This window comes from Klebsiella sp. KPN54798 (genome assembly GCF_021184225.1).
In the GTDB taxonomy this organism is placed as follows: Bacteria; Pseudomonadota; Gammaproteobacteria; order Enterobacterales; family Enterobacteriaceae; genus Klebsiella; species Klebsiella pneumoniae.
In genome coordinates this window covers 3,834,802-3,856,991 of record NZ_CP089234.1, presented here as the reverse complement: position 1 = coordinate 3,856,991, position 22,190 = coordinate 3,834,802, and the positions used below count along the sequence as shown (strand labels likewise).

Annotated in this window: 18 protein-coding genes and 1 pseudogene; 5 read left to right on the top strand and 14 right to left on the bottom strand. The window is 62.1% G+C overall.

Annotated features, from left to right (window positions below; all coding sequences use genetic code 11):
• Positions 1 to 105: 105 nt before the first annotated feature.
• From LPQ25_RS18635 to codB, 5 genes are all read right to left on the bottom strand, one after another.
• Complete coding sequence (locus LPQ25_RS18635; RefSeq protein WP_004178995.1) at positions 106 to 915, bottom strand: inositol monophosphatase family protein; 810 nt, start codon at positions 913 to 915, stop codon at positions 106 to 108.
• 121 nt (positions 916 to 1,036) lie between these two features.
• Entirely contained in the window at positions 1,037 to 1,987 is a 951-nt protein-coding gene (locus LPQ25_RS18630) for a LacI family DNA-binding transcriptional regulator (protein ID WP_074398606.1), read from the bottom strand.
• Between the two features lie 145 nt (positions 1,988 to 2,132).
• On the bottom strand, positions 2,133 to 3,371 hold the full coding sequence (gene codA / locus LPQ25_RS18625) for a cytosine deaminase (RefSeq protein ID WP_012737633.1): 1,239 nt from the start codon (positions 3,369 to 3,371) through the stop codon (positions 2,133 to 2,135).
• Entirely contained in the window at positions 3,368 to 4,603 is a 1,236-nt protein-coding gene (locus LPQ25_RS18620; RefSeq protein ID WP_041168983.1) for a PucR family transcriptional regulator, read from the bottom strand. The genes codA and LPQ25_RS18620 overlap by 4 nt, the downstream gene beginning before the upstream one ends.
• Positions 4,600 to 5,862, bottom strand: a complete 1,263-nt coding sequence (codB, locus tag LPQ25_RS18615; protein WP_012737635.1) for a cytosine permease — start codon at positions 5,860 to 5,862, stop codon at positions 4,600 to 4,602. The genes LPQ25_RS18620 and codB overlap by 4 nt, the downstream gene beginning before the upstream one ends.
• Before the next feature lie 451 nt (positions 5,863 to 6,313).
• Between codB and LPQ25_RS18610 the strand changes: the two genes are divergently transcribed.
• Genes LPQ25_RS18610 through LPQ25_RS18600 form a run of 3 tightly spaced genes read left to right on the top strand, consistent with a single transcriptional unit; the run spans position 6,314 to position 9,456 of the window.
• The gene (locus LPQ25_RS18610) at positions 6,314 to 6,922 is read left to right on the top strand and encodes a methylthioribulose 1-phosphate dehydratase (protein ID WP_012737636.1); all 609 of its coding nucleotides are present in this window, start codon (positions 6,314 to 6,316) and stop codon (positions 6,920 to 6,922) included.
• Positions 6,923 to 6,934: 12 nt separating this feature from the next.
• Positions 6,935 to 8,431, top strand: a complete 1,497-nt coding sequence (locus tag LPQ25_RS18605) for an FGGY-family carbohydrate kinase (RefSeq protein ID WP_012737637.1) — start codon at positions 6,935 to 6,937, stop codon at positions 8,429 to 8,431.
• On the top strand, positions 8,428 to 9,456 hold the full coding sequence (locus tag LPQ25_RS18600) for a 2-hydroxyacid dehydrogenase (RefSeq protein ID WP_014907932.1): 1,029 nt from the start codon (positions 8,428 to 8,430) through the stop codon (positions 9,454 to 9,456). Before LPQ25_RS18605 ends, LPQ25_RS18600 begins: the two co-directional genes overlap by 4 nt.
• A gap of 42 nt (positions 9,457 to 9,498) precedes the next feature.
• On the opposite strand, the gene LPQ25_RS18595 is transcribed toward LPQ25_RS18600, so the two are convergent.
• The 5 genes and pseudogenes from LPQ25_RS18595 to LPQ25_RS18575 form a co-directional block, all read right to left on the bottom strand.
• A complete protein-coding gene (locus LPQ25_RS18595) occupies positions 9,499 to 10,440 on the bottom strand; it encodes a carbohydrate kinase family protein (protein WP_012737639.1) in 942 nt (313 codons plus the stop codon).
• 11 nt (positions 10,441 to 10,451) lie between these two features.
• Positions 10,452 to 11,456: an ABC transporter permease gene (locus LPQ25_RS18590; RefSeq protein WP_004176892.1), complete on the bottom strand. Its 1,005-nt coding sequence runs from the start codon at positions 11,454 to 11,456 to the stop codon at positions 10,452 to 10,454.
• Positions 11,453 to 12,442 carry an ABC transporter permease gene (locus tag LPQ25_RS18585; RefSeq protein WP_004147555.1) on the bottom strand — a complete coding sequence of 330 codons (990 nt, stop codon included), beginning with the start codon at positions 12,440 to 12,442 and terminating at the stop codon, positions 11,453 to 11,455. Before LPQ25_RS18585 ends, LPQ25_RS18590 begins: the two co-directional genes overlap by 4 nt.
• Positions 12,439 to 13,937: pseudogene (locus tag LPQ25_RS18580) on the bottom strand (sugar ABC transporter ATP-binding protein). The gene LPQ25_RS18585 and the pseudogene LPQ25_RS18580 overlap by 4 nt, the downstream one beginning before the upstream one ends.
• A 44-nt stretch (positions 13,938 to 13,981) precedes the next feature.
• A complete protein-coding gene (locus LPQ25_RS18575) occupies positions 13,982 to 14,962 on the bottom strand; it encodes a sugar ABC transporter substrate-binding protein (RefSeq protein ID WP_002894353.1) in 981 nt (326 codons plus the stop codon).
• Between the two features lie 408 nt (positions 14,963 to 15,370).
• On the opposite strand from LPQ25_RS18575, the gene LPQ25_RS18570 reads away from it, so the two are divergent.
• Positions 15,371 to 17,680, top strand: a complete 2,310-nt coding sequence (locus tag LPQ25_RS18570; RefSeq protein WP_012737641.1) for a molybdopterin-dependent oxidoreductase — start codon at positions 15,371 to 15,373, stop codon at positions 17,678 to 17,680.
• A 107-nt stretch (positions 17,681 to 17,787) separates the two neighbouring features.
• Here LPQ25_RS18570 and LPQ25_RS18565 read toward each other — a convergent pair whose 3' ends face one another.
• Both LPQ25_RS18565 and mtnC read right to left on the bottom strand, forming a co-directional pair.
• On the bottom strand, positions 17,788 to 18,330 hold the full coding sequence (locus LPQ25_RS18565; RefSeq protein WP_002894357.1) for a 1,2-dihydroxy-3-keto-5-methylthiopentene dioxygenase: 543 nt from the start codon (positions 18,328 to 18,330) through the stop codon (positions 17,788 to 17,790).
• Positions 18,327 to 19,016, bottom strand: a complete 690-nt coding sequence (mtnC, locus tag LPQ25_RS18560) for an acireductone synthase (RefSeq protein ID WP_004893454.1) — start codon at positions 19,014 to 19,016, stop codon at positions 18,327 to 18,329. The genes LPQ25_RS18565 and mtnC overlap by 4 nt, the downstream gene beginning before the upstream one ends.
• Positions 19,017 to 19,157: 141 nt before the next feature.
• Between mtnC and LPQ25_RS18555 the strand changes: the two genes are divergently transcribed.
• Positions 19,158 to 20,303 (top strand): pyridoxal phosphate-dependent aminotransferase, encoded by a 1,146-nt coding sequence (locus LPQ25_RS18555; RefSeq protein ID WP_014907929.1) that lies wholly within the window; start codon positions 19,158 to 19,160, stop codon positions 20,301 to 20,303.
• Here the strand turns inward: LPQ25_RS18555 and LPQ25_RS18550 are convergent, their stop codons facing one another.
• Together LPQ25_RS18550 and LPQ25_RS18545 are read right to left on the bottom strand one after the other, a co-directional pair.
• Positions 20,304 to 20,930, bottom strand: coding sequence for an IbrB-like domain-containing protein (locus tag LPQ25_RS18550; RefSeq protein ID WP_004151651.1), 627 nt, complete (start codon positions 20,928 to 20,930; stop codon positions 20,304 to 20,306).
• Positions 20,915 to 22,138: a phosphoadenosine phosphosulfate reductase gene (locus LPQ25_RS18545; protein ID WP_002894369.1), complete on the bottom strand. Its 1,224-nt coding sequence runs from the start codon at positions 22,136 to 22,138 to the stop codon at positions 20,915 to 20,917. The genes LPQ25_RS18550 and LPQ25_RS18545 overlap by 16 nt, the downstream gene beginning before the upstream one ends.
• Between the last annotated feature and the right edge of the window lie 52 nt (positions 22,139 to 22,190).

The following is a 22,190-nucleotide window of genomic DNA, read 5'->3' as shown; positions in this document are numbered from 1 at the left end:
GTTCTCCGCAGGTCGGAGGCCTGACTGATTGATGTGGTTCGTCCGTGAATGAAGTTATCGTTACTGTGTAGAGTACATAATCAGAAATAGCCTGACCCGTAAGGGTTAATGTAATGGTTGTGGGATCATCTTTTTCAGCTGCGGGTAGAGCGTCTGGCTGGCCAGCAGCAGCGGATTGCCGCGCTGGATCCCCTCCTGCGCCAGAAAATCGTTGCTGGCGCCGCCCGCTTCGCGCATCAGCACCAGCCCCGGCAGGGCGTCCCACGGGTTCATGTGCGGCTCGTAGTAGCCAATCAACCGGCCCGCCGCCGCCCAGGCGCTCATCAACGCCCCGGAGCCGTTGCGGATAAACATGCCGCCGTCGCTGAGCAGCGCCTGCAGAAACGGCAGAAAGTCCGCCGGGGTGACGCGATGCGAGGTGCCGACGCCCATCACGCCCTCTTTGACCGTCGTCGCGGGGTGCGGACGGATCGGAGCGTCGTTGAGCCAGGCGCCATGGCCCCGCAGGGCGTGAAACAGCTCGCGATGGTTGGGGTCGTAGACCACGCCGATGACCGGTTCGCCGTCGGCGACGATCGCCAGCGACAGGCACCAGGTGTGCAGGCCGTTGAGGAAACAGCTGGTGCCATCGATGGGGTCGACCACCCACAGCACTCGCGCGTCGGGCAGGCGGGCGCCGCTCTCTTCGCCGAGAAAACCATCCTCCGGAAACGCGCTCTGAATGCGCTGTTTGACAAAGGCCTCCACCCGCTTATCGGCCACGCTGACCACATCCTGCAGGTCGTCGCCCTTATGGTCGACGGTCAACGCCTCGCGCTGTTGATAGTATTCAAACGCCAGCTCAGCCCCCGCTTTCGCCAGCTCGCAGGCCAGACGGTAGCGGGCCTGTAGCGCTTCTGATTCCTGAGATTGCATAGTGACTCCCCATTTTGCACACGTGTGCATTTTGCGTGAAAAAAACAGCCCCGAAGGGCCGAATGAGTGTGGCCGGGTTTCGCAGAAGATTCTGTGATCGCTCCAGCATAAAATGATTTTTTCATTTGGCGCTATGGCGAATAATTAGTTTCACCGGCACTTCGCGATGGCGCGAGGGCAGGCTGAAGCGGGCGATCCGCGTCATTAACAAATCCACCGCGTGGTGGGCCAGCAGGGCGGTATTCTGCTGAACGGTGGTGAGCTGATAGGGCTGCCAGTCCGCCTGCGGGATATCGTCAAAGCCGACGATGGCCGGCAGCGGGGCGGCGGCGTCCCGCAGGCCGTCCTGGGCGCCCAGCGCCAGCATATCGGTGGCGCAAAACAGCGCCTGCATCCCGGGGTTTTCAGCAACCAATTCTCTGGCAGCCTGGTAGCCGGCCTGATAGCCGCCGCCGTCGCAGAAGCGGCTGCTCACCGCCATATCCGACGTCCGGGCGATAAAAGCCTCATAGCGCTGGCGGGTGCTGAAGTTCTCGCGATTTTCGCCAATAAAGCCAACCTGCCGCCAGCCTCGGCGGCTGAACAGATCCGCCACCAGCTTCGCTCCCTGGGCGTTATCGCTGCACACCCGGTCGCAGCCGGCGAGGTCCGCATGGCGGTTGATCAGGGTGACGGGGATCTTGCGCGCGAGATACTCTTCCGCCAGCGACAGCGGCGGCGCGCCGGAGGTGATGATCACCCCGGCGACGTGATAGCTCAGCAGTAGTTTAAGCGAGGGGGCGAGCTGCTGCGGATCGTCAGCGTTCATCAGCAGCGGCATAAAGCCATTGAGCGCCAGCTGATGGACCAGCGGCGCCAGCAGTTTGCTGCGAAACGGGTTGTCGAAACCGGCGGTGACGATGCCGATAAAATTACTGCTGCCGGTGATCATCGTCCGGGCGATGATATTCACCTGATAGCCCAGGGCTTCCGCGGCGCTCAGCACCTTCTGCCGGGTCTTCTCCGACACCGAGGCGCCGGGGGTGAAGGTGCGGGAGACCGCCGAGCGCGAGACCCCGGCCAGTCTGGCCACGTCCTCGGCCTTAATCCATTTTTTATCGCTCATCGTCGTTTCGCGCCGTCTGTTTTCCAGGAAGCCGACGCCCGGGCGGGCGTCGGTCACGCACACTGCCTGAAAAGGTATCACAGAAAGGCGTCGTCGCGCAGCGCCTTGCGCCCTATGCCGGGTAGCGGATGTGCTCCACCTCACGCTGCAAAATCACCCTGCCGTGGCGAATGGAGGTCAGCACCCGTGCCTGACGGCGGACGGCCTCGTAGTCGTTTTCAGCATCGAGGATCAGCAGGTTCGCCGGGCGGCCTTCGGCGAGGCCGTAGTTATCGCCCAGACACAGCGCCCGGGCGCTGTTGTCGGTGACGAAGTCGAGGCAGCGCTGCAGATCGTCATAGCCGAGCATATGGCAGATGTGCAGTCCGGCATCCAGAATGCGCAGGATATTGCCGTTCCCCAGCGGATACCACGGATCCTGAATCGAGTCCTGGGCAAAGCAGACATTGATGCCGGCGCGATCCAGCTCCGCCACCCGGGTGACGCCGCGCCGTTTCGGCCAGCTGTCAAACCGGCCCTGCAGATGAATGCTTTCGGTCGGGCAGGAGATGAAGTTGATGCCCGAGGCTTTCAGCAGGCGAAACAGCTTTGAGCAGTAGGCGTTATCATAAGAGCCCATCGCGCAGGTGTGGCTGGCGGTGACCTGCGCCCCCATGCCGCGCACCCGCGCCTCTTCCGCCAGCACTTCGAGGAAACGCGACTGCGGATCGTCGATTTCATCGCAGTGGACATCCACCAGGCGGCCGTAACGCTGGGCGAGGTCCATCAAAAACATCACCGAGCTGACCCCTTTGTCACGGGTGTTCTCATAGTGCGGAATGCCGCCCACCACGTCGGCGCCCATCTCGATGGCGCGCGTCATCAGCTCCCGGCCGTTGGGATACGATTCGATTCCCTCCTGCGGAAAGGCGACAATCTGCAGATCGATGAGATCGGCGGCCTCTTGTTTCACCGCCAGCAGCGCCTGCAGGGCCGCCAGCGACGGGTCGGTGACATCCACATGGGTGCGGACGTGCTGGACGCCGAAATCGCGCAGCATGCCGATGGTTTTCAGCGCCCGCTGGCGGGTGTCCTCCGGAGTAATACTCGCTTTGCGCTGGCTCCAGCGGGTGATGCCTTCAAACAGGGTGCCGCTGCGGTTCCACTCCGGCTCACCCGCGGTGAGGGTGGCGTCAAGATGGATATGCGGCTCGACGAAGGGCGGGATCGCCAGCCGGCCCTGGGCGTCGATAGCCCCGGCGTCGGCAGTCTGCATCGCGGCCTGGGCGGTGATGCGGTGAATTATCCCGTCCTGCAGGTCAAGGGTAAACAGCGCCTCCTGGCGGCGCAGGCGAGCGTTAATAATTTTCATGGTGGGTCCTGTAAATGGTTTTGCGATAAACGCCAGATCACCAGCGCGACCGAGGCGTTGAGATGAAACTGAGGGTGGCTGACCGGGTAGCCGGTCAGTTTTTCAATGCGCTGGATGCGCTGATGCAACGTGTTGCGATGGAGACCCAGCCGGTCGGCGGCCCGCACCACGTTGCCGTTCTCCTGCAGCAGCGTCTCGAGGGTCTCCAGCAGCAGCCACGGCGCTTTACGGCCCGGCTCGATCAGGCAGCCGAGGGTGTCGTGCATAAAATCGTTGAGCAGCGCCGGGTCGCTGACCGCGGACAGCAGTTTGATAAACCCCAGCTGCTGATAGTCGCTGATGCGCTGGGTCGGCCGCAGGGTATCGCACAGATCCAGCGCCTGGCGCGCCTGCGACAGCGCCCGCGGGTAGCCCTGCAGCTGCCTGACCGGCGCGGAGAGGCCGCAGAGCAGCGACAAACTCTCCTCTCCGTCCGCCAGCGCCTGCAGCCACTGCTGTAGCCATTTTTTCTGCTGAAAGCCTTCCCCCTCCTCATCCGGCAGCAGGAAAAGGAACATGTTGCTGCGCTCCAGCAGCGGAAAGGAATTGCCCTGCTGGTTGAGCTGCTGCTGCAGCTGCTGACGCACGCTGCGGTGGGCCTGCAGCAGCCAGGCTTCGGCCTGCTCGGGCGGGAACTGGCGAAACAGGCGGGACAGCCCCTCCAGACGCAGCGCCGCCAGCCGCAGCGGACGGGTAAAATCGAGCTGCTGGTGCAGGGCGCGCTGATGGAGCATCTGCAGGTCCGGATAGTCGCCGGTGACCAGCTGCATCAGAATGTCGCGCTGCGACTGCAGGGCGTTTTCGCTGCGGACCAGCGCGGTGCCGACCCGCTCGGTGACAATCACCATCTTCAGCAGGTAGGGCTGCTCAATCAGCGGCATGCCCAGCTCGTCGGCAAGGGCGATCAGCGTGGCGGGAATGGCGTGGATATAGGCCTCGCCGGTGAGGATCACCATCCCGGCGATGCCGCGCTGTTTGCCCTCCATCAGCAGCTGGATCAGGTTGGCTTCATCCCGGGGATGGTTGATGCCGGTGATAAACACCAGCTCGCCGCCCATGATCCACTCGGCGATATGTTCATTTTCCGCCACGTAGTACCAGCGTACGGCCCGCTGCAGCCCTTGCTTTCCCGCCCGCAGACGCAGGGCGGAGAGACCCTCAAGGGCCAGCAGTTCGCTGACCGTCAGGCTCATGGCTCCTGCTCCGCGACGGCGGCAGGCTGGCGTTTGCTTAGCAGGGTCAGGGCGATATAGACCAGCGCGGAGACGGTGATCCCCACCAGCGGCGCGATCCACGGTGACAGATAGGCCACCACCGCGCCGGCGGCGTAGGCGCCGAGTCCCAGCCAGTTAAAACGCGGCAGGCGGGCGTTCTGCAGCAGGGGATAGCGTCCGCCGCGGGCGAACCAGTAGTCGGCGAGGATCACCCCGCCGATGGGCGGAATAATACTGCCCAGCAGCACGAGGAACGGGATCAGCATTTCGTACATCCCGCCGATGGCGAGCACAATGCCCACCCCGGCGGCGGCGAGGGTCAGCGTCCGGCGACGTTCGCTGCGCAGCAGATGGCAGGCGGCGGCAGAGACGTTATAGATGGTAGGGCCCTGGATGGTCAGCAGGTTGAGACAGAGCATGATCACCGCGGCGACCGACAGCCCCTGCAGGATCAGCACTTCGACGATATCGGCCTGTTGATAGACGATAGCGCACCAGGCGCCGGCGACGATCATCAGCCCGTTGCCGATGAGGAAGCTGCCCATGCTGGCGAGAATGGCGGTCCGGCTGGAGTTGGCCAGCCGGGTCCAGTTTGTCGCCTGGGTGGCGCCGCTGGCGAAAGTGCCGAAGACCATGGTGATGGCCGCCGACCAGGTCATGGTGTCGCTCGGCGCAATACGGGTCATCGCCTGCCAGCCGCCGGCGTGGTGCAGCGCCAGATACATGGAGACCATCAGCAGCACAAACATCAATGGCACCGACAGGCGCGACAGCGCGTCCAGCCCCCTGTAGCCCACCAGCGCGGTGACGCAGAACAGAATACCAAACAGCACCATCAACGGCTGGGTCAGCGCCTCGGGCAGAGCGAGGATCTTCACCAACGAGATAGCGACCGTGGCGGTGCCCCAGGCGTACCAGCCCAGCTCGGCAAAGCCAAGAATAAAATCGGCCAGCTTGCTGCCAATCTCCCCGAAGCAGAACCGGCCCATCAGCACCGTATTCAGGCCGCTGCGCGCGGCGATCCAGCCCAGCGACGCGGCATAGAGGGCCAGCAAGGCGTTGCCGATGACGGCTATCCACAGCAGATTGACGATGGAAAAGGAGACGCCGAGTTTACCGCCGGCGAACATCGTGCCGGTGAAAAAGGTAAAGCTGAACAACACCATGGCGATGGAAAATACGCCTTTGCGTCCGGCGGCGGGCGCTTCGACGAGGGGAAAATCATTGTTGTTTGACATCCTGGAACCTCTGGCTGGTAGATGGGCGGTGATTGCCGGAAGTAGCAAGAGATGTGCCAGGAAAAACCGGGCACGGGGAATAGCGCGCGGTGTGCAACATGCACAGTTATTGAAGGATCCCGGAGGGGTAATGCCATTCTACTGTGCATCCTGCCAGGTTTTGCACCAGTCCAGGGCAGAGGAGGGCGGTGAGCGCATCCCTGGCGCCGGAGGAGAATTTTAGCCAGGACGATCCGCCTGTTTTTGACCAGAGAGTAGTGGAGAATAGCGGTGTACTGAAAACGGTTGGTTAAATCACTGTGAATAAAGGTTATTTAATATGCTTTTATGATATAACCATTTGTCTTGTGTGTGTTTCCTGAAATATTGTCCCCTCCGGTTAGCGGTGTTAGTATCGGATAAATAGCCATTTAGACGGCTAAATAAATCATCGCTAACCTAAGGAACTGCTATGTGGCAAGAAAGACTCGCGCAACTGGTCACCACCTGTCATTGGATCGGCGCGAAAGGCTGGGCGCCGGCGACCGGCGGCAATATGTCGGTGCGTCAGGATGATACCTGGTGCTGGCTAAGCGAGTCGGGCCGCGACAAAGGCAGCCTGACAACCGAGGATTTTCTGCAGGTTGAGATCGCCACCAACCAGGCGCCTTCCGGACGGAAGCCGTCGGCCGAGACCGGTCTGCACACCCTGGTGTATCGCCAGTTCCCGGAAGCCAACGTGGTGCTGCATGTGCATACCGTCAACGCCACCGTGCTGTCGCGCATCGAAAAAAGCGACACGCTGGCGCTGCAGGGGTATGAAATGCAGAAAACCCTTAGCGGGCAGCATAGCCATCTCGATACCGTTCCGATCGCCATCTTCGATAATGACCAGGATATTGACGCCCTGGCGGCGCGGATTGCCGATTATGCGCAAACCCGCCCGCTGCGCTACGGCTTTCTGCTGCGCGGCCACGGCCTGACCTGCTGGGGGAAAGATATTCAGGAGGCCCGCCGTCAACTGGAGGGGCTGGAGTTCCTGTTCGAGTGCGAGCTGATGCGCCGCCGCTACGAGCCCTGAGCCGGAGCAGGTATGGATTTTTATCTTGGGATCGATATCGGCACCTCGCGGGTGAAAGCGGTGCTGTTTGATCAGCATTTCACCGCCTGCGCCAGCGCCGCGGAAAACACCTCACCCCGCCTGTCGGCCAATGGCTACGCGGAACAGGATATGACCCAGCTGTGGCATTCGGTGCTGGCTATTCTGCGCCAGATTGCCCGCCACCCGGCGCTCCAGGCGGGGCGGCTGCGGGCTATCGGCCTCGCCGGGCAAGGGGAGGGGGTCTGGCTCAGCGATGAGCAGGGCGAACCGGTGGGCCCGGGGATCCTGTGGAGCGATACCCGTAGCCACGAGCTGATGAGCGACCTGCTGCGCCGACCCGGCTTCGACCGCCGCTATTTCGCCGATACCGGCACCCACCTGCAGCCCTGCAATACCAGCCTGCAGCTGTACTGGCTGAAACAGTATCAGCCGGCGCGGCTGGCGGCCGCGCGCTATCTGTTTTTCGCCAAGGACTGGATCCGCTTTCGCCTGACCGGCGTGGCGGCGCTGGAGCTGACGGACGCCAGCAGCTCGTTACTCAATCAGCAGACCGGCAGCTGGTCCTCGGTGGTGATGAACGAGATGGGGCTGAACGAACTGCTGCCGCTGTTTCCCCCGCTGCTGGCCCCGGATGCCCTGGCCGGCACGCTGAGCGACGCGGTGGCGGCGCTGACCGGGCTGCCCGCCGCGACGCCGGTGGCCGCCGGGGCGCTGGATGTCTGTAGCGCCGCGCTGGGCTGCGGCGCGGTCAACGAAGGGGATATCTACACGATCCTCGGCACCACCTGCTGCACCGGGATCGTCTGCCGCGGCCCGCAGACGGTGAACGAGGCGACGCGCTTTGTCACCCATACCGAAGCCGGACAGGTGATCTCCCTGTTTCCGATGCAGGCCGGTACGCCAAACATTGACTGGCTGCAGCAGCATATTTCGCTAGACGCCGATCTGGGGCGCCTGGAGCAGGCGATCGCGGCGGTGGAGCCAGGCAGCGGCGGCGTCTTCTGGCAGCCGTACCTCAATGGCGAACGTGCGCCGTTTTACAGCCCGGACGCGCGGGCCGGCTTTTTCGGCATTAGCCCGCACACCACCCGCGCCGAACTGCAGCGCGCGGTGTTTGAAGGCCTGGCCTTCGCCATTGTCGATGCGCTGCAGGGTTATCCGCAGGGCGGCGAGCTGTATCTGACCGGCGGCGGCGCAGCCTCGGCGACCTGGCTGCAGATTATCGCCGACTGTACCGGACGCACGGTGGTCTCCAGCGCCTTTAACGAACTGAGCGCGCGCGGCGCGGCGATCCTGGCGGCCCGTAGCGTCGCGGCGCTGGCCGAGACGCCTCCGCTGGCGCAGACCCGCTATCAGCCGCGCCCTCAGGCGCATGCCCGCTACGCGGCGCTGTATCCCGTTTACCGCCTGCTGCGCGAGCAGATGCTGCCGGTATGGCAGGCCAGACAGGCCGCCCTTCAACCTCTTTCTCAGGACCTACAACCATGAAAATCGTTTTTACCGCCGAGCATGCTGGCGACCTTAGCGCCTTCCACCAGCTGGGCGAGCTGCTGGTGGAGGGGTGGGCGCTGGGCAAACCGAAACTCAGCGCCGGTCAGCTGATTGAGCTGGCCCACGACGCCGAGGTGCTGGTGACCAGCTATGATGAGGTGACGGACGCGGTGATAGCCGCCTGTCCGCGCCTGCAGGTGATCGCCTGCACCCGCGCGAATCCGGTGAATATTGATACCCAGGCCGCCCAGGCGCGCGGCATCCGGGTGCTCTACACCCCGGGGCGCAATGCCGATGCCGCCGCGGAGCTGACGCTTGGCCTGATGCTCAGCCTGGCGCGCCATATTCCGCAATCCCATGCGGCGCTGAAGCGGGGGGAATTCACGCAGGCTGACAATGCCGCCGCCGCCACCCAGCAGGGTCTGCGGCGGGATGTGGTCTGGGACGTGAGCCCGGAAAGCCCCTATGAAGTGTTTAAAGGCAGTGAACTGCGCAATAAAACGCTGGGGCTGGTGGGGTATGGCAACATTGGCCGCCGGGTGGCGCGTATCGCCCGGGCGTTCGGCATGGCGGTGTTGGTGGTGGATCCGTTCGTCGCCGCAGAGGATATCAATGAGCCAGGGCTACAGAAAACGACCCTGGAGGCGCTGTTCCGCGAGGCGGATATCGTCAGCCTGCACCTGAGCAGCGGGCCGCACAGCGACGGGCTGGTGAATGCCGCGCTGTTAAACAGCATGAAGCCCGGCGCGCTGCTGATCAATACCTCTCGCGCGGCGGTGGTCGACGAGGCAGCGCTGATTGATGCCCTGCGCCACGGCCCTCTGGGCGGCGCGGCGCTGGATGTCTATCACCGCGAACCGCTGTGGCGCGATCACCCTTTTGTCATCGAGTTCGATAACGTGATTATCACGCCGCATATCGCCGGAGCCACCCGGGAGAGTATCGCCAAACACACGGCGATGATTGCCGCCGATCTTCAGCGCTATGTCGCCGGGGAGCCGCTGCTGTACCAGTGGCGTTAAGCCGCTTGCGCCGCCGCGTTCTGCAGCGGCGCGGGTCCATCGTCAGGGGCGATGGGCCGCCATAAAAGCCTGGGTCTGTTCCCAGTCCACTACCCCGGCATCCGATCCCATCCCGGTCGCCACCAGCGCGGCCACCGCCGAGGCGACGTCACACGCTGCTTTCACGCTGAGTCCGCGCGCCAGTGCGGCAATAAACCCGCCGCAGTAGCTGTCGCCGCAGCCGGTGGTATCCACCGCCTCGACCGGCCACGGCGCAATATGCTGCGGCCCGCCATCGCGGCCGATAAGCCAGGAGCCGTTCTCGCCGTCTTTCAGAATGCAGGTGCCCACGCCGAGCGCCAGGAAGAAGCGGCCAATGGCCTCCGGCTGCGTCTCTCCGGAGAGAAAGGCGGCTTCCTCCAGCGAAGGCATGAAATAATCCACCGACGGCAACAGGGGTCGCAGTAGTTCGAGGGTCTCTTCATTCGGGGCGATAAGGTCAAAGCTGGTGGTGACTCCGCGCGCTTTGGCCGCCTGCAACAGCCGCGCGCTCTGTCCCTGGTCCATTGCCGCCAGCAGCCCGGTCCCGCCGTGATGCAGGAAACGACAGTCAAGGACGGCGTCAAATTCCGCTTCACTGACAAACAGGGCGTCAGACGCGCCCCGGCAGTGCAGGGCCGGACGTTCGCCGTTGGGGCGAATCGGCAGGATCGTCGCCGAGGTCTCCTTCAGCGCGGTGCGCTGGATAAGCGAGCAGTCGATGCCCTGCCGGGCATAGCTGGCGAGGATAAAGTCGGCCTTTTCATCTTCGCCCAGGCAGGCCACCGCTGCGGTGCGGATCCCGAGCTTCGCGGCGTTGATATTAGCCCCGGCGGCGGTGCCGGCGGGGTTGAGACGAATTTGCTCAATAAAGGCGACGCCGCCGCGCGGCGGGATCGCCACCACCGGGCGCCCGGCGATATCCAGAATAGTCAGGCCGACAAATACGGCGTCAAAGGTTGCCATCGTTCTCCCGTTTAGCGATGCGTTTGGCGCAGGCGCGCCTGCCAGAAGGATAGGGCGAGGGCCACCACCAGAATCACGCCGACCAGCGCGTCCTTCACCAGATAATTGAGCCCCATCAGGTTCAGGCCGTTATCAATAATGGCAAGGAACAGCACGCCGCCGAGGGTGCCGAGGATGCTGACCCGGCCCAGACGGGTAAAGGCAGTGCCGATAAATACTGCCGCAATGGCGTCCATCAGGTAAGACTGCCCGGCCAGCGGGGTAAACTGCCGCAGGTTGGCGGAGAGGATCACCCCGCCGACGGCGCAGAGCGCCGAGGCGGTCACCAGCACGCCGAGCATGGTCAGGCGATCGCGGATCCCGGCGATACGTGCCGCTTCGCTGTTCTGGCCGATGGCGCGGACATATTTGCCCCACAGGGTGCGCTCGGTAACCAGCCAGGCCGCCAGCCACAGCGCCAGCACGATCGCTACCGGCGTGGGGATCCCACCAAGGTTGCCCACCGCCAGGTCGTGATACTCCGGAGCCATCCGCCGATAGGCTATCGCGCCGCCGCCGTCGGTATAGATGCGCTCGGCGCTGCTGGCGATAAACCAGGTGCCGAGCGTGGCGAGGAAGGGGCGGATCCGGCAGATGAGGATCAGAAAGGCATTGAGCAGGCCAATCAGCACGCCGCCGAGCAGAGCGCAGCCCACCGCGGCCTGCCACGGCAGATGCCAGGTTTTCAGGGCGACGAGGGCGAAGGCGGCGCCGAAATCGAGCGCGACGCCCACCGACAGATCAATCGCCCCGGCGCTGACGATCAGGGTCATCGCCATCGCCACAATCAGCAGGATCGCGCTGCCCTGCAGCAGGTTGGCCCAGTTATCCACGGTTAAAAATACCGGATTCGCCCAGCCAAACAGGGCGATGGCCAGCAGGATGATGACGCCAAATCCGGCCCGCGACAGCCAGGCCAGCGGGCTGCTGGCCGTCTGTTCCGCCGACGCAGAGGTTTTCAGGGTGATTTGACTCATGCCTCGCCTCCTTTGTGTCTGACCGCCGAGGCCGCCAGCACCACCAGGATCAGGCCGCCTTTAATGGCGCCCATCCAGAAGATATTGACCCCCAGCAGGCCGAGCCCGTTAGAGAGGGCGTTGACCAGGATTGCCCCCAGCAGCGCGCCCCAGATGGTGACCACCCGACGGCGCGAGAAGGCGGCGCCGATAAAGGTCGCCAGCACGGTCTCCAGCAGCAGCGGCGTGGCCGTCCCGCTGGAGCTGCCGGAGCCCTGGCTGAGCAGCGGCAGAATAGCCAGCCCGGCGGCAATGCCCGCTAACAGCCAGACCAGCAGGGTCAAGCGGCGCACGTTCAGGCCGCTCATCTGCGCCATATCGCGATTGCCGCCCACCGCCTGCACATGCTGGCCGAAGCGGGAGTGGTGGAGCAGGAACTGGAACAGGATAAACACCCCCAGCAGGTAGACCAGCGGCCAGGGCAGGCCCAGCACGCTGTTGTCGCGAAAGGCGACCATCAGCGGATCGCTGACCGCGATGCGCCGCTGGCCGGTCAACAGATCTGTCAGACCGGTAAACGCCACCGAGGTCGAGAGGGTGGCCAGCAGCGGCGGCAGGCCGGCCGCCAGCACCAGCAAGCCATTGATCGCCCCGCACAGCAGGCAAACCGCCGCCAGCAGCGCCAGCAGCAGGAGATACGGCGTGTGCCATTCGGCCAGCCCGAGGCTGAGCAGCGCGACGCCGAGCACCGCCGTCGCCGGCAGGGAGAGGTCGATGCCGCCGGAGACCACGTCATCTCCGCCCACGGCGATAACGCAGACCAGGCCGAAACAGAGGATTGCCAGCGGAACGCTCTGGACCAGCATCAGGCTGATATTTTGCCAGCTGAGAAAGTAGGGCGACTGTACGCTCAGCCATACCAGCAGCGCCAGAAACAGGATCAGGGGAAATTTTTCAATCAGCGTCGCCAGGCCCGGACGGCCGCGACGCTGGATAGCAGTACTCATGGTGAAGGCTCCTGTCCGCCGTTGATCGCCACCAGCAGGGCGTCCAGCGTTAGCCCGCGGGTGGGCAGATTGGCCGCCAGCGTGCCGCGCCAGAGGACCAGGATCCGGTCGCATAGTCCGAGCAGTTCGGGGGCATCGCTGGAGGAGACCAGCACCGCCCGTCCTTTATCGGCCAGCTGGCGCGTTCGTTGATAAATATCCCGGCGGGCGCCGATATCGACCCCCAGGGTGGGTTCATCGAGAATAAACAGCCGGGCATCGGTCCCCAGCCAGCGGGCGAGGATCGCTTTTTGCTGATTACCGCCGCTCATGTAGCGTACCGGCAGCCCCGGGCGTCCCGGGCGGATCGCCAGCTGTTCTATCCAGTCGCGCGCTTTCTGCTCGGCGAGACCCCGCCGCTCCCAGCCAAAGGTGGCGGTCTCCGGCAGTGAGGCGAGATTAATATTGTCGGCGGTGGTGAAGGGCAGGATCAGCCCCTGATGGCGGCGGTCGCGCGGCACCAGCGCCATGCCGGCGCGGATCGCCTGCTTTGGCGTACGAATGCGCCGCGGCCGGCCCTCGAGGTGGATGGTGCCGCGTTCCGCCGGACGTAAGCCGTAGAGTAAGTCGACCAGCACATCGCGTCCGGCGCCCAGCAGGCCGGCGACGCCGACGATTTCGCCCGGCTGAATATCAAAAGAGAGATCCTGCAGCTGCCGCCCGTCGCTCAGCTGGCGCACCGAGAGCAGCGGGGTGGCCCCATTGTCTGCCGCCGGGCGCTGGCGCGGAGTATACAGCTGGTCGATTTCCCGGCCGACCATCATGGCGATCAGCGCTTCGGTATTCTGCAGCAGGTCGCGGTCCGGGTAGCCGACAACTTCCCCGTTGCGCAGCACGGTGCCGCGGTCGCAGAGGGTGGCTATCTCATTGAGGTAGTGGGAAATATACAGAATGGCAATGCCCTGGTCGCGCAGGCGCAGGATAGCGGAGGAGACCAGACTGGCCTCCTGCGCCTCCAGGGGGGCGGTGGGTTCGTCGAACACCACCAGCCGCGCTGCGCCGTCGATCAGCGCGCGGGCAATCTGCACCAGCTTGCGCTCGGCCAGGCTCAGGTCGCGCACCAGCCGTTCGGGTCGATCGCCAGCTGCCAGTTTTGCTGGAAAAATTGCCCCGTGGCGGCCTTCATCCGTCGGCGATCCAGCGCCCCCAGCGGGTGCGATACTCCTGGCCCAGAAACACCGATTCCGCGACGGTAAAGTGTGGGATCAGGTTCAACTCCTGGTGGATAACGCGGATGCCGGCGGCTTCGATGGCTGCCGGATTGCCGAGGGCAGCGGGTGACCGTCGAGGGTGGCGCTGCCGCTGTCGGCCTGATAGACACCGGCGAGGATCTTGATCAGCGTCGATTTACCGGCGCCGTTCTCGCCAATCAGGCCATGAATCTCCCCGGATTGAGGCGCAGGGTAACCGCATTAAGCGCGGTGACGCTGGCAAAACGTTTACCGATCTGCTCCATGACCAGACCAGCGGCGGGGCGTTCCCCGCCAGGATGTTGATTAATCACTGCAGCTCGCCGTATCCCAACTGTTTATACACCGCTTTCGCTTCCTGCGGACCTTTCACCGGAACCACCGGAATAAAGGTTTGCACCGGTAGTTTCTGGCCGGCAAAGTAGCGGGCCACGTTGTCAGCCGAGGTCTGGCCGATCAGATGCGGCTGCTGCGCGACGTTAGCCACGAACGGGCTGCCGGGCTCCGCCATGATCTCCAGGGTCTCCGGACCGGCGTCGATGGCCGTCACTTTCACGTCTTTATCGCGACCGGTCTCTTCCAGCGCCTGGACGATGCCGATGGCCGGTTGATCCCAGCAGGCGACATGGATGGCGTCCAGTTTGCCTTTCGGGTACTGGCTGAGTAATTCGAGGGTTTTCTTGCGCGCGTCTTCCGGCGAGTTGGCGAACTGTTCCGCGAGCTCGGGCTGGATAATATGAATATCCGGATAATCCTTAAGGACATATTTCCACTGATCGTAGCGAATTCCGCAAATACGCAGCGCGCTGGAGAAGGCGTTAAATACGGCGACGTTGCCTTTGCCGCCTAATTCATCCGCCATGTAGCGGCCGATGGTTGAGCCTAAGGTGTAGTTATCGGAAGTAGTATTGTTGACCGAATATTGAGAAACATGATCTACGGTAAATACCGGGATACCGGCATCACGCAATGCTTTAAATTTTGGTTCGACGGCGCTATCGCCGAGAATACTAATTACCGCGTCCACCTTGCGTGACAGTAAAATATCGTGGTTATTGGCATGCACCTGATTATCGCGGCCGCCATCGACGCCAATGACTTTGCCCCCCAGCTTCTCCACCTCCTCTGTCGCGCCTTTAAAGGCCTCGCGATCCCAGAAATGCTGAGTGCCGACCACGGCAACGCCAATGGTTTTTCCCTGTAAGGAGAGGGCGTCTGCGGCAGCGACGCTCAGCGAGGCAAGGGAAAGCAGTCCCAGCGCGGCAGGCAATAATTTTCTTTTCTGCGACATTGTTATTATGATCCTGTGATGAAGGTGGTTGCGGACCGGTAGCATGACAAGAAGCACCTCGCCACCTCAAATACAAAATAAGTCTAAGTTATGCCAGGAATGTTATATCGCAGAAACGTCAGAGAAAAAGTTTATTTTGTCATGAGGAACCTGAAAATATTTCATGATGGCGGATAGACCTTTTTATTTTGTGGTTTTATTTTTGACTTATTCCGTGTTTATTTAGCGGATAAAGACAATTTTCTTAATATTGTGAGTGCATGGGAAATACGGCGTCTACAGAGAAAAAAAGAAGATTGCGCGGGCTAAAGCTTTTTTTAGCAGAGCAATGTCTGGCCGGGTAAGGATTATTACCCTATTTCCCCGCTTTATTGTAATGAACCTTAAGCTGAGAAGAACGCGGGCGCTATGAAGAAACAGCATAATTATACGGTGATGCACTGGGGAACCTGGCAGGTGGAGAGCAGTGAGGGCGAGATCGTGGCGGTTAAGCCGGTGCCCTGGGATAAAAATCCCTCACGCATCGGCCAGTCGCTTCCCGACGCGGTGACCAGCCAAACGCGCATTCGCCGTCCGGCGGTGCGCGCCGGCTATCTCCAGCACGGGCCGGCGTCACGAGAAGGGCGAGGTAAAGAGCCCTTTGTCGAAGTCAGCTGGGAGGTGGCCCTGGACCTGCTGGCGCGCGAGCTGCGCTCGGTCAAGGCGCGCTGCGGCAATGAGGCGATCTACGGCGGCTCCTACGGCTGGGCCAGCGCTGGACGCTTTCACCATGCGCAGAGCCAGCTGCACCGGTTTCTCAAGGGCCTTGGCGGGTACACCGCCAGCACCAATACCTATAGCAGCGCCGCGGGCGAGCGTATTCTGCCGCATATTCTCGGGCCGCTGAGCCCGCTGCACCGGCAGCATACCCATTTTTCCGAGCTGGCCCGGGAGTGTCAGCTGTTTGTCGCCATTGGTGGTCTGCCGCTGCGCAATGCCCAGGTCAACGGCGGCGGCGCCAATGACCATATGCTCCAGTACTGGCTGGATAAGATGCAGGCCAACGGCACGCGGTTTATCAATATCAGTCCGGTGCGCAATGACCTCAGCGCGGTGCCCGACGCCGAGTGGCTGGCCATTCGGCCGGGCACCGATACCGCACTGCTGCTGGCCCTGAGCTATGTGCTGATCGCTGAGTCCCTTTACGACCAGGCGTTTGTTGCCAGCCATACCGTCGGGTTTGCCCCCTATCGCGCTTATCTGTTGGGCGAGCACGATGGCGTAGCGAAAACCCCGGCGTGGGCGGCGGCGATTACCGGCCTGGACGCCCAGCGCATCGCCGACCTGGCGCGGGAGATGGCCCGCCACCGGACGATGGTGAATATCTCCTGGTCTATCCAGCGCGCCCGTCAAGGGGAGCAGGCCTACTGGGCGACGGTGGCCCTGACCGCGCTGCTGGGACAGCTCGGCACCCCGGGCGGCGGCCTCGGGTTTGGCTACGCCTGCACCAACCTGGCGGGCGCGGTGCGAAAAGCGTTTTCCGGCCCGCGCTTACCCGCCGGAGAGAATGCGGTGGACAGCGTTATCCCGGTGGCGCGGCTGTCCGATATGCTGCTGCACCCGGGAGAAACCTATGAGTTCGACGGCCAGCAGCGGCGCTATCCCGATATCCGTTTAGTCTACTGGGCGGGAGGCAATGCGTTTCATCATCATCAGGACATCAACCGACTGTGCGAGGCCTGGCGCCGCCCGGAGACGGTGGTGGTGCATGAGCAGTACTGGACCGCGCAGGCCAAATTCTCCGATATCGTTCTGCCGGCCACCACCTCGCTGGAGCGAGAGGATATCGGCAGCGGCGGTCACGACGGGTTTATGATCGCCATGAGCGCGCAGATCCCGCCGGTGGGCGAGGCGCGTGACGATTACGCTATTTTCTGCGATCTCGCCGATCGGCTGGGATTCGGAGAAGCGTTCAGCGAAGGGCGGGACGCCGGGCAGTGGCTGCGTCATCTCTATGAGGAGTCAAGACCGCGGGCGCAGGAGGAGGGTATTGCGCTGCCCTCGTTCGATGACTTCTGGCAGCAAGGGGTGCTGGAATACAGCGCGCCGGAGCGGCCGCAAATTTTTCTCGCCGATTTTCGCGCCGATCCTGAGCGCTATCCGCTTTCCACGCCCTCCGGCAAAATTGAACTCTTTTCCGCCACCGTCGCCGGGTTTGGCTATCGCGAATGCCCTGGCCATCCGTGGTGGGATGAACAGGAGGCCGCCCGCCAGCGGCAGGAGGCGGCGCGCTGGCCGCTTCATCTGCTCTCCAGCCAGCCGCGCGCCCGCCTGCACAGTCAGTACGACCACGGCAGCGTCAGCCGGGCGACGAAAGTTCAGGGACGCGAGCCGCTGTGGATGCATCCGAGCGATGCGCAGGCAAGAGACATCCGCGAAGGCAGCGTGGTGAAGGTCTATAACGACCGCGGGGCGATTCTGGCGGGCGTGCACCTGAGCGAGCAGATTTTGCCCGGCGTGGTACAGATGTCCACCGGCGCCTGGTATGACCCGCTGGATCCCAATGAAAAAGGAACGCTCGATAAGCACGGTAATCCCAACGTGTTAACCGAGGATCGCGGCAGTTCGCGCCTGGGGCAGGGCTGTAGCGCCCAGAGCTGCTGGGTGGAGATCGCCCCGTGGCGAGAGGAGCTGCCGCCGATCACTGCCTTTGATCCGCCGAAATTTATTGAAGTTTAGGCGTTGGCGCTCGCCGGCGGCGGGGCGGGTAGCCCGGAGAAGGCGCGGTATGCGCCGCCTCTGGCAAAGCCCGCGCCTGGCGGTTTTAGACTGACGACAGTTTGACGTTACGCCAGCCGCGGGTAGGCGCTGGCGATATCGTCGCCGGTAAACTGAGCGATCCAGCCTTCCGGGTTATCAAAAATGCGAATGGCGGTGAAGTTCGGTTCTGATCCCATATCAAACCAGTGCGGAGTGTGGGCGGGAACCGAAATCAGATCGTTCTTTTCGCACAGCACCTGGAACACCTCGTCGCCAATGTGCAGGCAAAACAGGCCAGCGCCCTCGACAAAAAACCGGACCTCGTCTTCGCCATGGGTGTGCTCGTTCAGGAACTTTTCCCGCAGCGCCTCTTTTTGCGGGTTATCGGCGCGCAGGCTGATGACGTCCCAGCTTTGGTAGCCCTTTTCGGCGACCAGTTTATCAATCGCATGCTGATAGGCGGCAATCACCGTTTCCGGGCTGGGATTTGCGCCGAGGTCGCGGTCGGCCTGCCAGCGCTCGAAACGGACGCCTTTGGCGTTAAGTTGATCCTGAATCGCTTTGGCGTCGGTGCTGTGCCAGACCGGCGTTTGCGGATCGGTCACGGAAAAAAGAGTTAATGCGCTCATGCTGGGATCTGCTCCGGATGAATGTCGTCAAAACGCTGAACCTGAGGATGGTGGCTCGCCGGGTCGCGGTCGCCGCGTACCAACTGGATCGTTCGCAAACCCGCGGCCTCGGCGGCGTCGAGCTCCTGATGGATATCCGACAGGAACAGGATGGTGCCAGGGGCATGGCCCAGGTGTTCAGCAATGTTACGGTAGGACTGCACCTCACGTTTGGCGCCTACCAGGGTATCGAAATAGCCCGTGAACAGATGAGTAATATCACCTTCATCGCTGTAGCCAAATAACAATTTCTGCGCAGCCACGGAACCTGAGGAATATACATACAGATCAATACCCTGCGCTTTCCATTTCTCCAGCGCCGGCAGTACGTCCGGGTAGAGATGGCCGGTAAAGTCGCCGTTGAGATAGCCGTCACGCCAGATGATCCCCTGCAGCGCCTTCAGCGCCGTGGATTTACGGTCTTCATCCATAAAGGCGAAGAGGGTAGTGATAAGGTCGGCGGTGCTGGCGGCGGGGGCGTCTGTTTCGCGGCGCAGGTTGTCGAGAATGGTTTTGACCGGTTCAGCGTGCTGCTGAGCGGTCACAAAGCCGGCCAGTCGTTCGCGGGCGTAGGGGAACAGCACGTTATGCACGAAGCGGATATCGCTGGTGGTGCCTTCTATGTCGGTCACGATGGCGCGGATCATGGTTTCTCCAGAGTGGGCGTAGCGTGGAATAACATTAGCATTTAGACGTCTAAGCGTCTTGATTGCCAAATATTAACATCGTGTTATAGTGGCTTCAACAACAGCATTACAATCGGTATAAAAAGAATGAACAATAACCCCTTGATTCCAGAGAGTAAACTTCCTGCGCTCGGCACCACGATTTTTACCCAGATGAGCGCCCTGGCCCAGCAGCATCAGGCCATAAACCTGTCCCAGGGCTTTCCCGATTTTGACGGCCCGCGCTATCTGCAGGAGCGTCTGGCGTACCACGTGGCGCAGGGGGCGAATCAGTACGCCCCGATGACCGGCGTGCCGGCGCTGCGCGAGGCGATCGCCGGGAAGACGGCGGAGCTGTATGGTTACCAGCCCGACGTTAACAGCGAGATCACGGTCACCGCCGGCGCGACGGAGGCCCTGTATGCGGCGATCACCGCCCTGGTGCGCCGCGGCGACGAGGTGATCTGTTTCGATCCCAGCTATGACAGCTACGCCCCCGCGGTGGCGCTGGCCGGCGGCGAGTTACGTCGTATTGCGCTGCAGCCGCCGCATTTTCGCGTCGACTGGCGGCAATTTGCCGCCGCCCTGAGCGAGAAAACCCGGCTGGTGATCCTCAACACCCCGCACAACCCTTCGGCCACCGTCTGGCAGCGCGAGGATTTTGCCGCCCTGTGGCAGGCGATCGCCGAACGCGAGATCTATGTCCTGAGCGATGAAGTCTATGAGCATATCTGCTTTGCTGAGGGCGGCCACGCCAGCGTGCTGGCGCATCCCCAGCTTCGCGAGCGGGCGGTGGCGGTCTCCTCGTTTGGCAAAACGTTTCATATGACCGGCTGGAAGGTCGGCTACTGCGTGGCCCCGGCAGCCATCAGCGCCGAACTGCGCAAGGTGCATCAGTATCTGACCTTCTCGGTGAATACCCCGGCGCAGCTGGCGATCGCCGACATGCTGCGCGAAGCGCCGGAGCATTATCGTGAGCTGCCGGCGTTTTATCGGGAACGTCGCGATCTGTTTATTGAAGCGCTGCGCCCAAGCCGGCTGGAAATCCTGCCCTGTGAAGGGACCTATTTCCTGCTGGCGGACTACAGCGCCATCTCCGATCTAGACGATGTCAGCTTCTGCCGCTGGCTGACGACCGAAGTCGGGGTAGCGGCGATCCCGCTCTCCGTCTTCTGCGCCGATCCGTTCCCGCACAAGCTGATCCGCTTGTGCTTCGCCAAACAGCCGGCGACTCTGCTGGCTGCGGCGACGCGTTTGTGCCAGCTGTAGTTACTTAATCGTCCACGCCTGGGAGAACTGGCGGCCGGCGAACATCTCTGTCAGGCCGCTAATTTGCTTCAGACGCAGCACTTCATCGGCATCCATCCCCAGCTCTTTGCCGATTTTCTGCGGCGTCCAGCCGAGCTGGGTCAGCTCGCGGACGATCTCTGACATGGCGTGGATTTGGTGGCGACCGCGCGCCCGGTTATGGCGTATGGTCGCTGCCATCAGCCCGTCACGCGAGGCAGCTTCACTCGTCAGGCAGGTCACCGGCAAATAGCCTTTTAGCGTTTTTTTCAGCGCGGCTTTGCTGCAGGCCAGCTCATGGCGGTGAAAACCATCGACAATCGTATACGCCTGTGGGCGTTGCTGGATGACGACGACCGGCTGGGTAAAGCCGTCGGCCTCCAGCGACGTTTGCAGCAGACGCTTCTCCGGCGGCGCCACGTTATTCGGGTTGTAATCGTTGGGGGCGACCAGCTCCTGTTTGACCCACAGCACGCAGTCGACGGGCTGCGAGCGGAAGGGGCTGTAGTGGTGGAGCACCTGGCGAAACGCGTTGATAGCCTCAATGCGCGCCTCGTCATCCAGCTTTTGCAGGTAAGCTTCCAGCGCCTGCGTCAGTTGTTGTTGCATAAAATCCCCCATTGTTGGCGATGTTTTTCCATGCGTTTACGGTAGCGCTGATAGTGGCTGCTTTTGGTTGGGCTAAACGAAAGCTGACGGCACCAGTAATCGTTATTGAGCAGTACTTTGCAGACCCGCCGCCAGGATGGGATATCTTTGGTGCCAATGTCCGCAGGTTGGGTATCCGGAATATCCTCCATACCTTTTTTCTGGTACCAGCGCAGGTAGACGGCGATTTTATTGCGGTAGTGCTCGGCGGTGGTTTCCGGCATGCTGTCGAGCAGGAACAGGGCGTAGCTTTTCCACGTCAGGTGGTCGGGCTTGTCGATTTTCCGATGACCGTAGAACTGATTATCATGCCCGGCATAGACCCCGCCGCTGTGCGCGCCGCTCACTCGCTGGCACATCGCGGCCCAGCGCTCAGGTTCCAGCACGTGATACAGCCACAGCCCCTGGCGCTGCTCGGGACCAAACGGTTCGCAAATGCGCATATAGCGCAGCGGCACCCCGGCCTGATACATCAGATCGTACAACGGGTTATAGGGCTCGCCGCTTTTGGCAAACCAGGTCCAGATATCGGCGGTTTTCCAGTCATAGAGCGGGTAGATGTACCAGGCGTGGCCGCCCGGCGCTGAAGTGGTCCATGGTTTATCGTCGGCGAAGCGCTGTTTACGCTGTGAAGAAATCGTCATAAAGCGATTTAGCGATTCGTCGGCGCGAATGCCCACCAGCACGGCGGCGGGACGACGCTGCGAAAACCACTCGGCGAAATGGCTGACGAAGGCTTCAAAGCTCATTCCGGGTTGATAAAATGAAAAATAGCCCGGGTGGGTAATGGCCCAGGGCGGCGGCTGGCGTACCCACTCGGTTCCGGGCTCCCAGCATTGCCATTGCGGCTTATACTGCGTCAGGGCATTTTGGGTGGTGAGCGGCAGGGCGACCCAGTAAAAGGTTTCGATGACATCCGCATACAGCGCACGCAGTTTTTCACAGTGGGCGATGGTGCAGGAGAACTGCGCTTCCCAGTCAATAAACAACACGCAGATTTTTTTCCCCTGTAACCGCGCCGCCTGGGCGGTTAAATGCAGCATAACGGTGGAGTCTTTTCCCCCGGAAAAAGAGACACAGATGCGCGAAAAATTATCCATGACCCACTGGATCCGCTGCTCAGTTGCTTGCAGCACCGATTCCGGTAAGGGATATTTAATAAACGACATGACCATTAATCCTTTAATAGTAGAAAATTCCCGTTAGCTCAGTATAAACGAT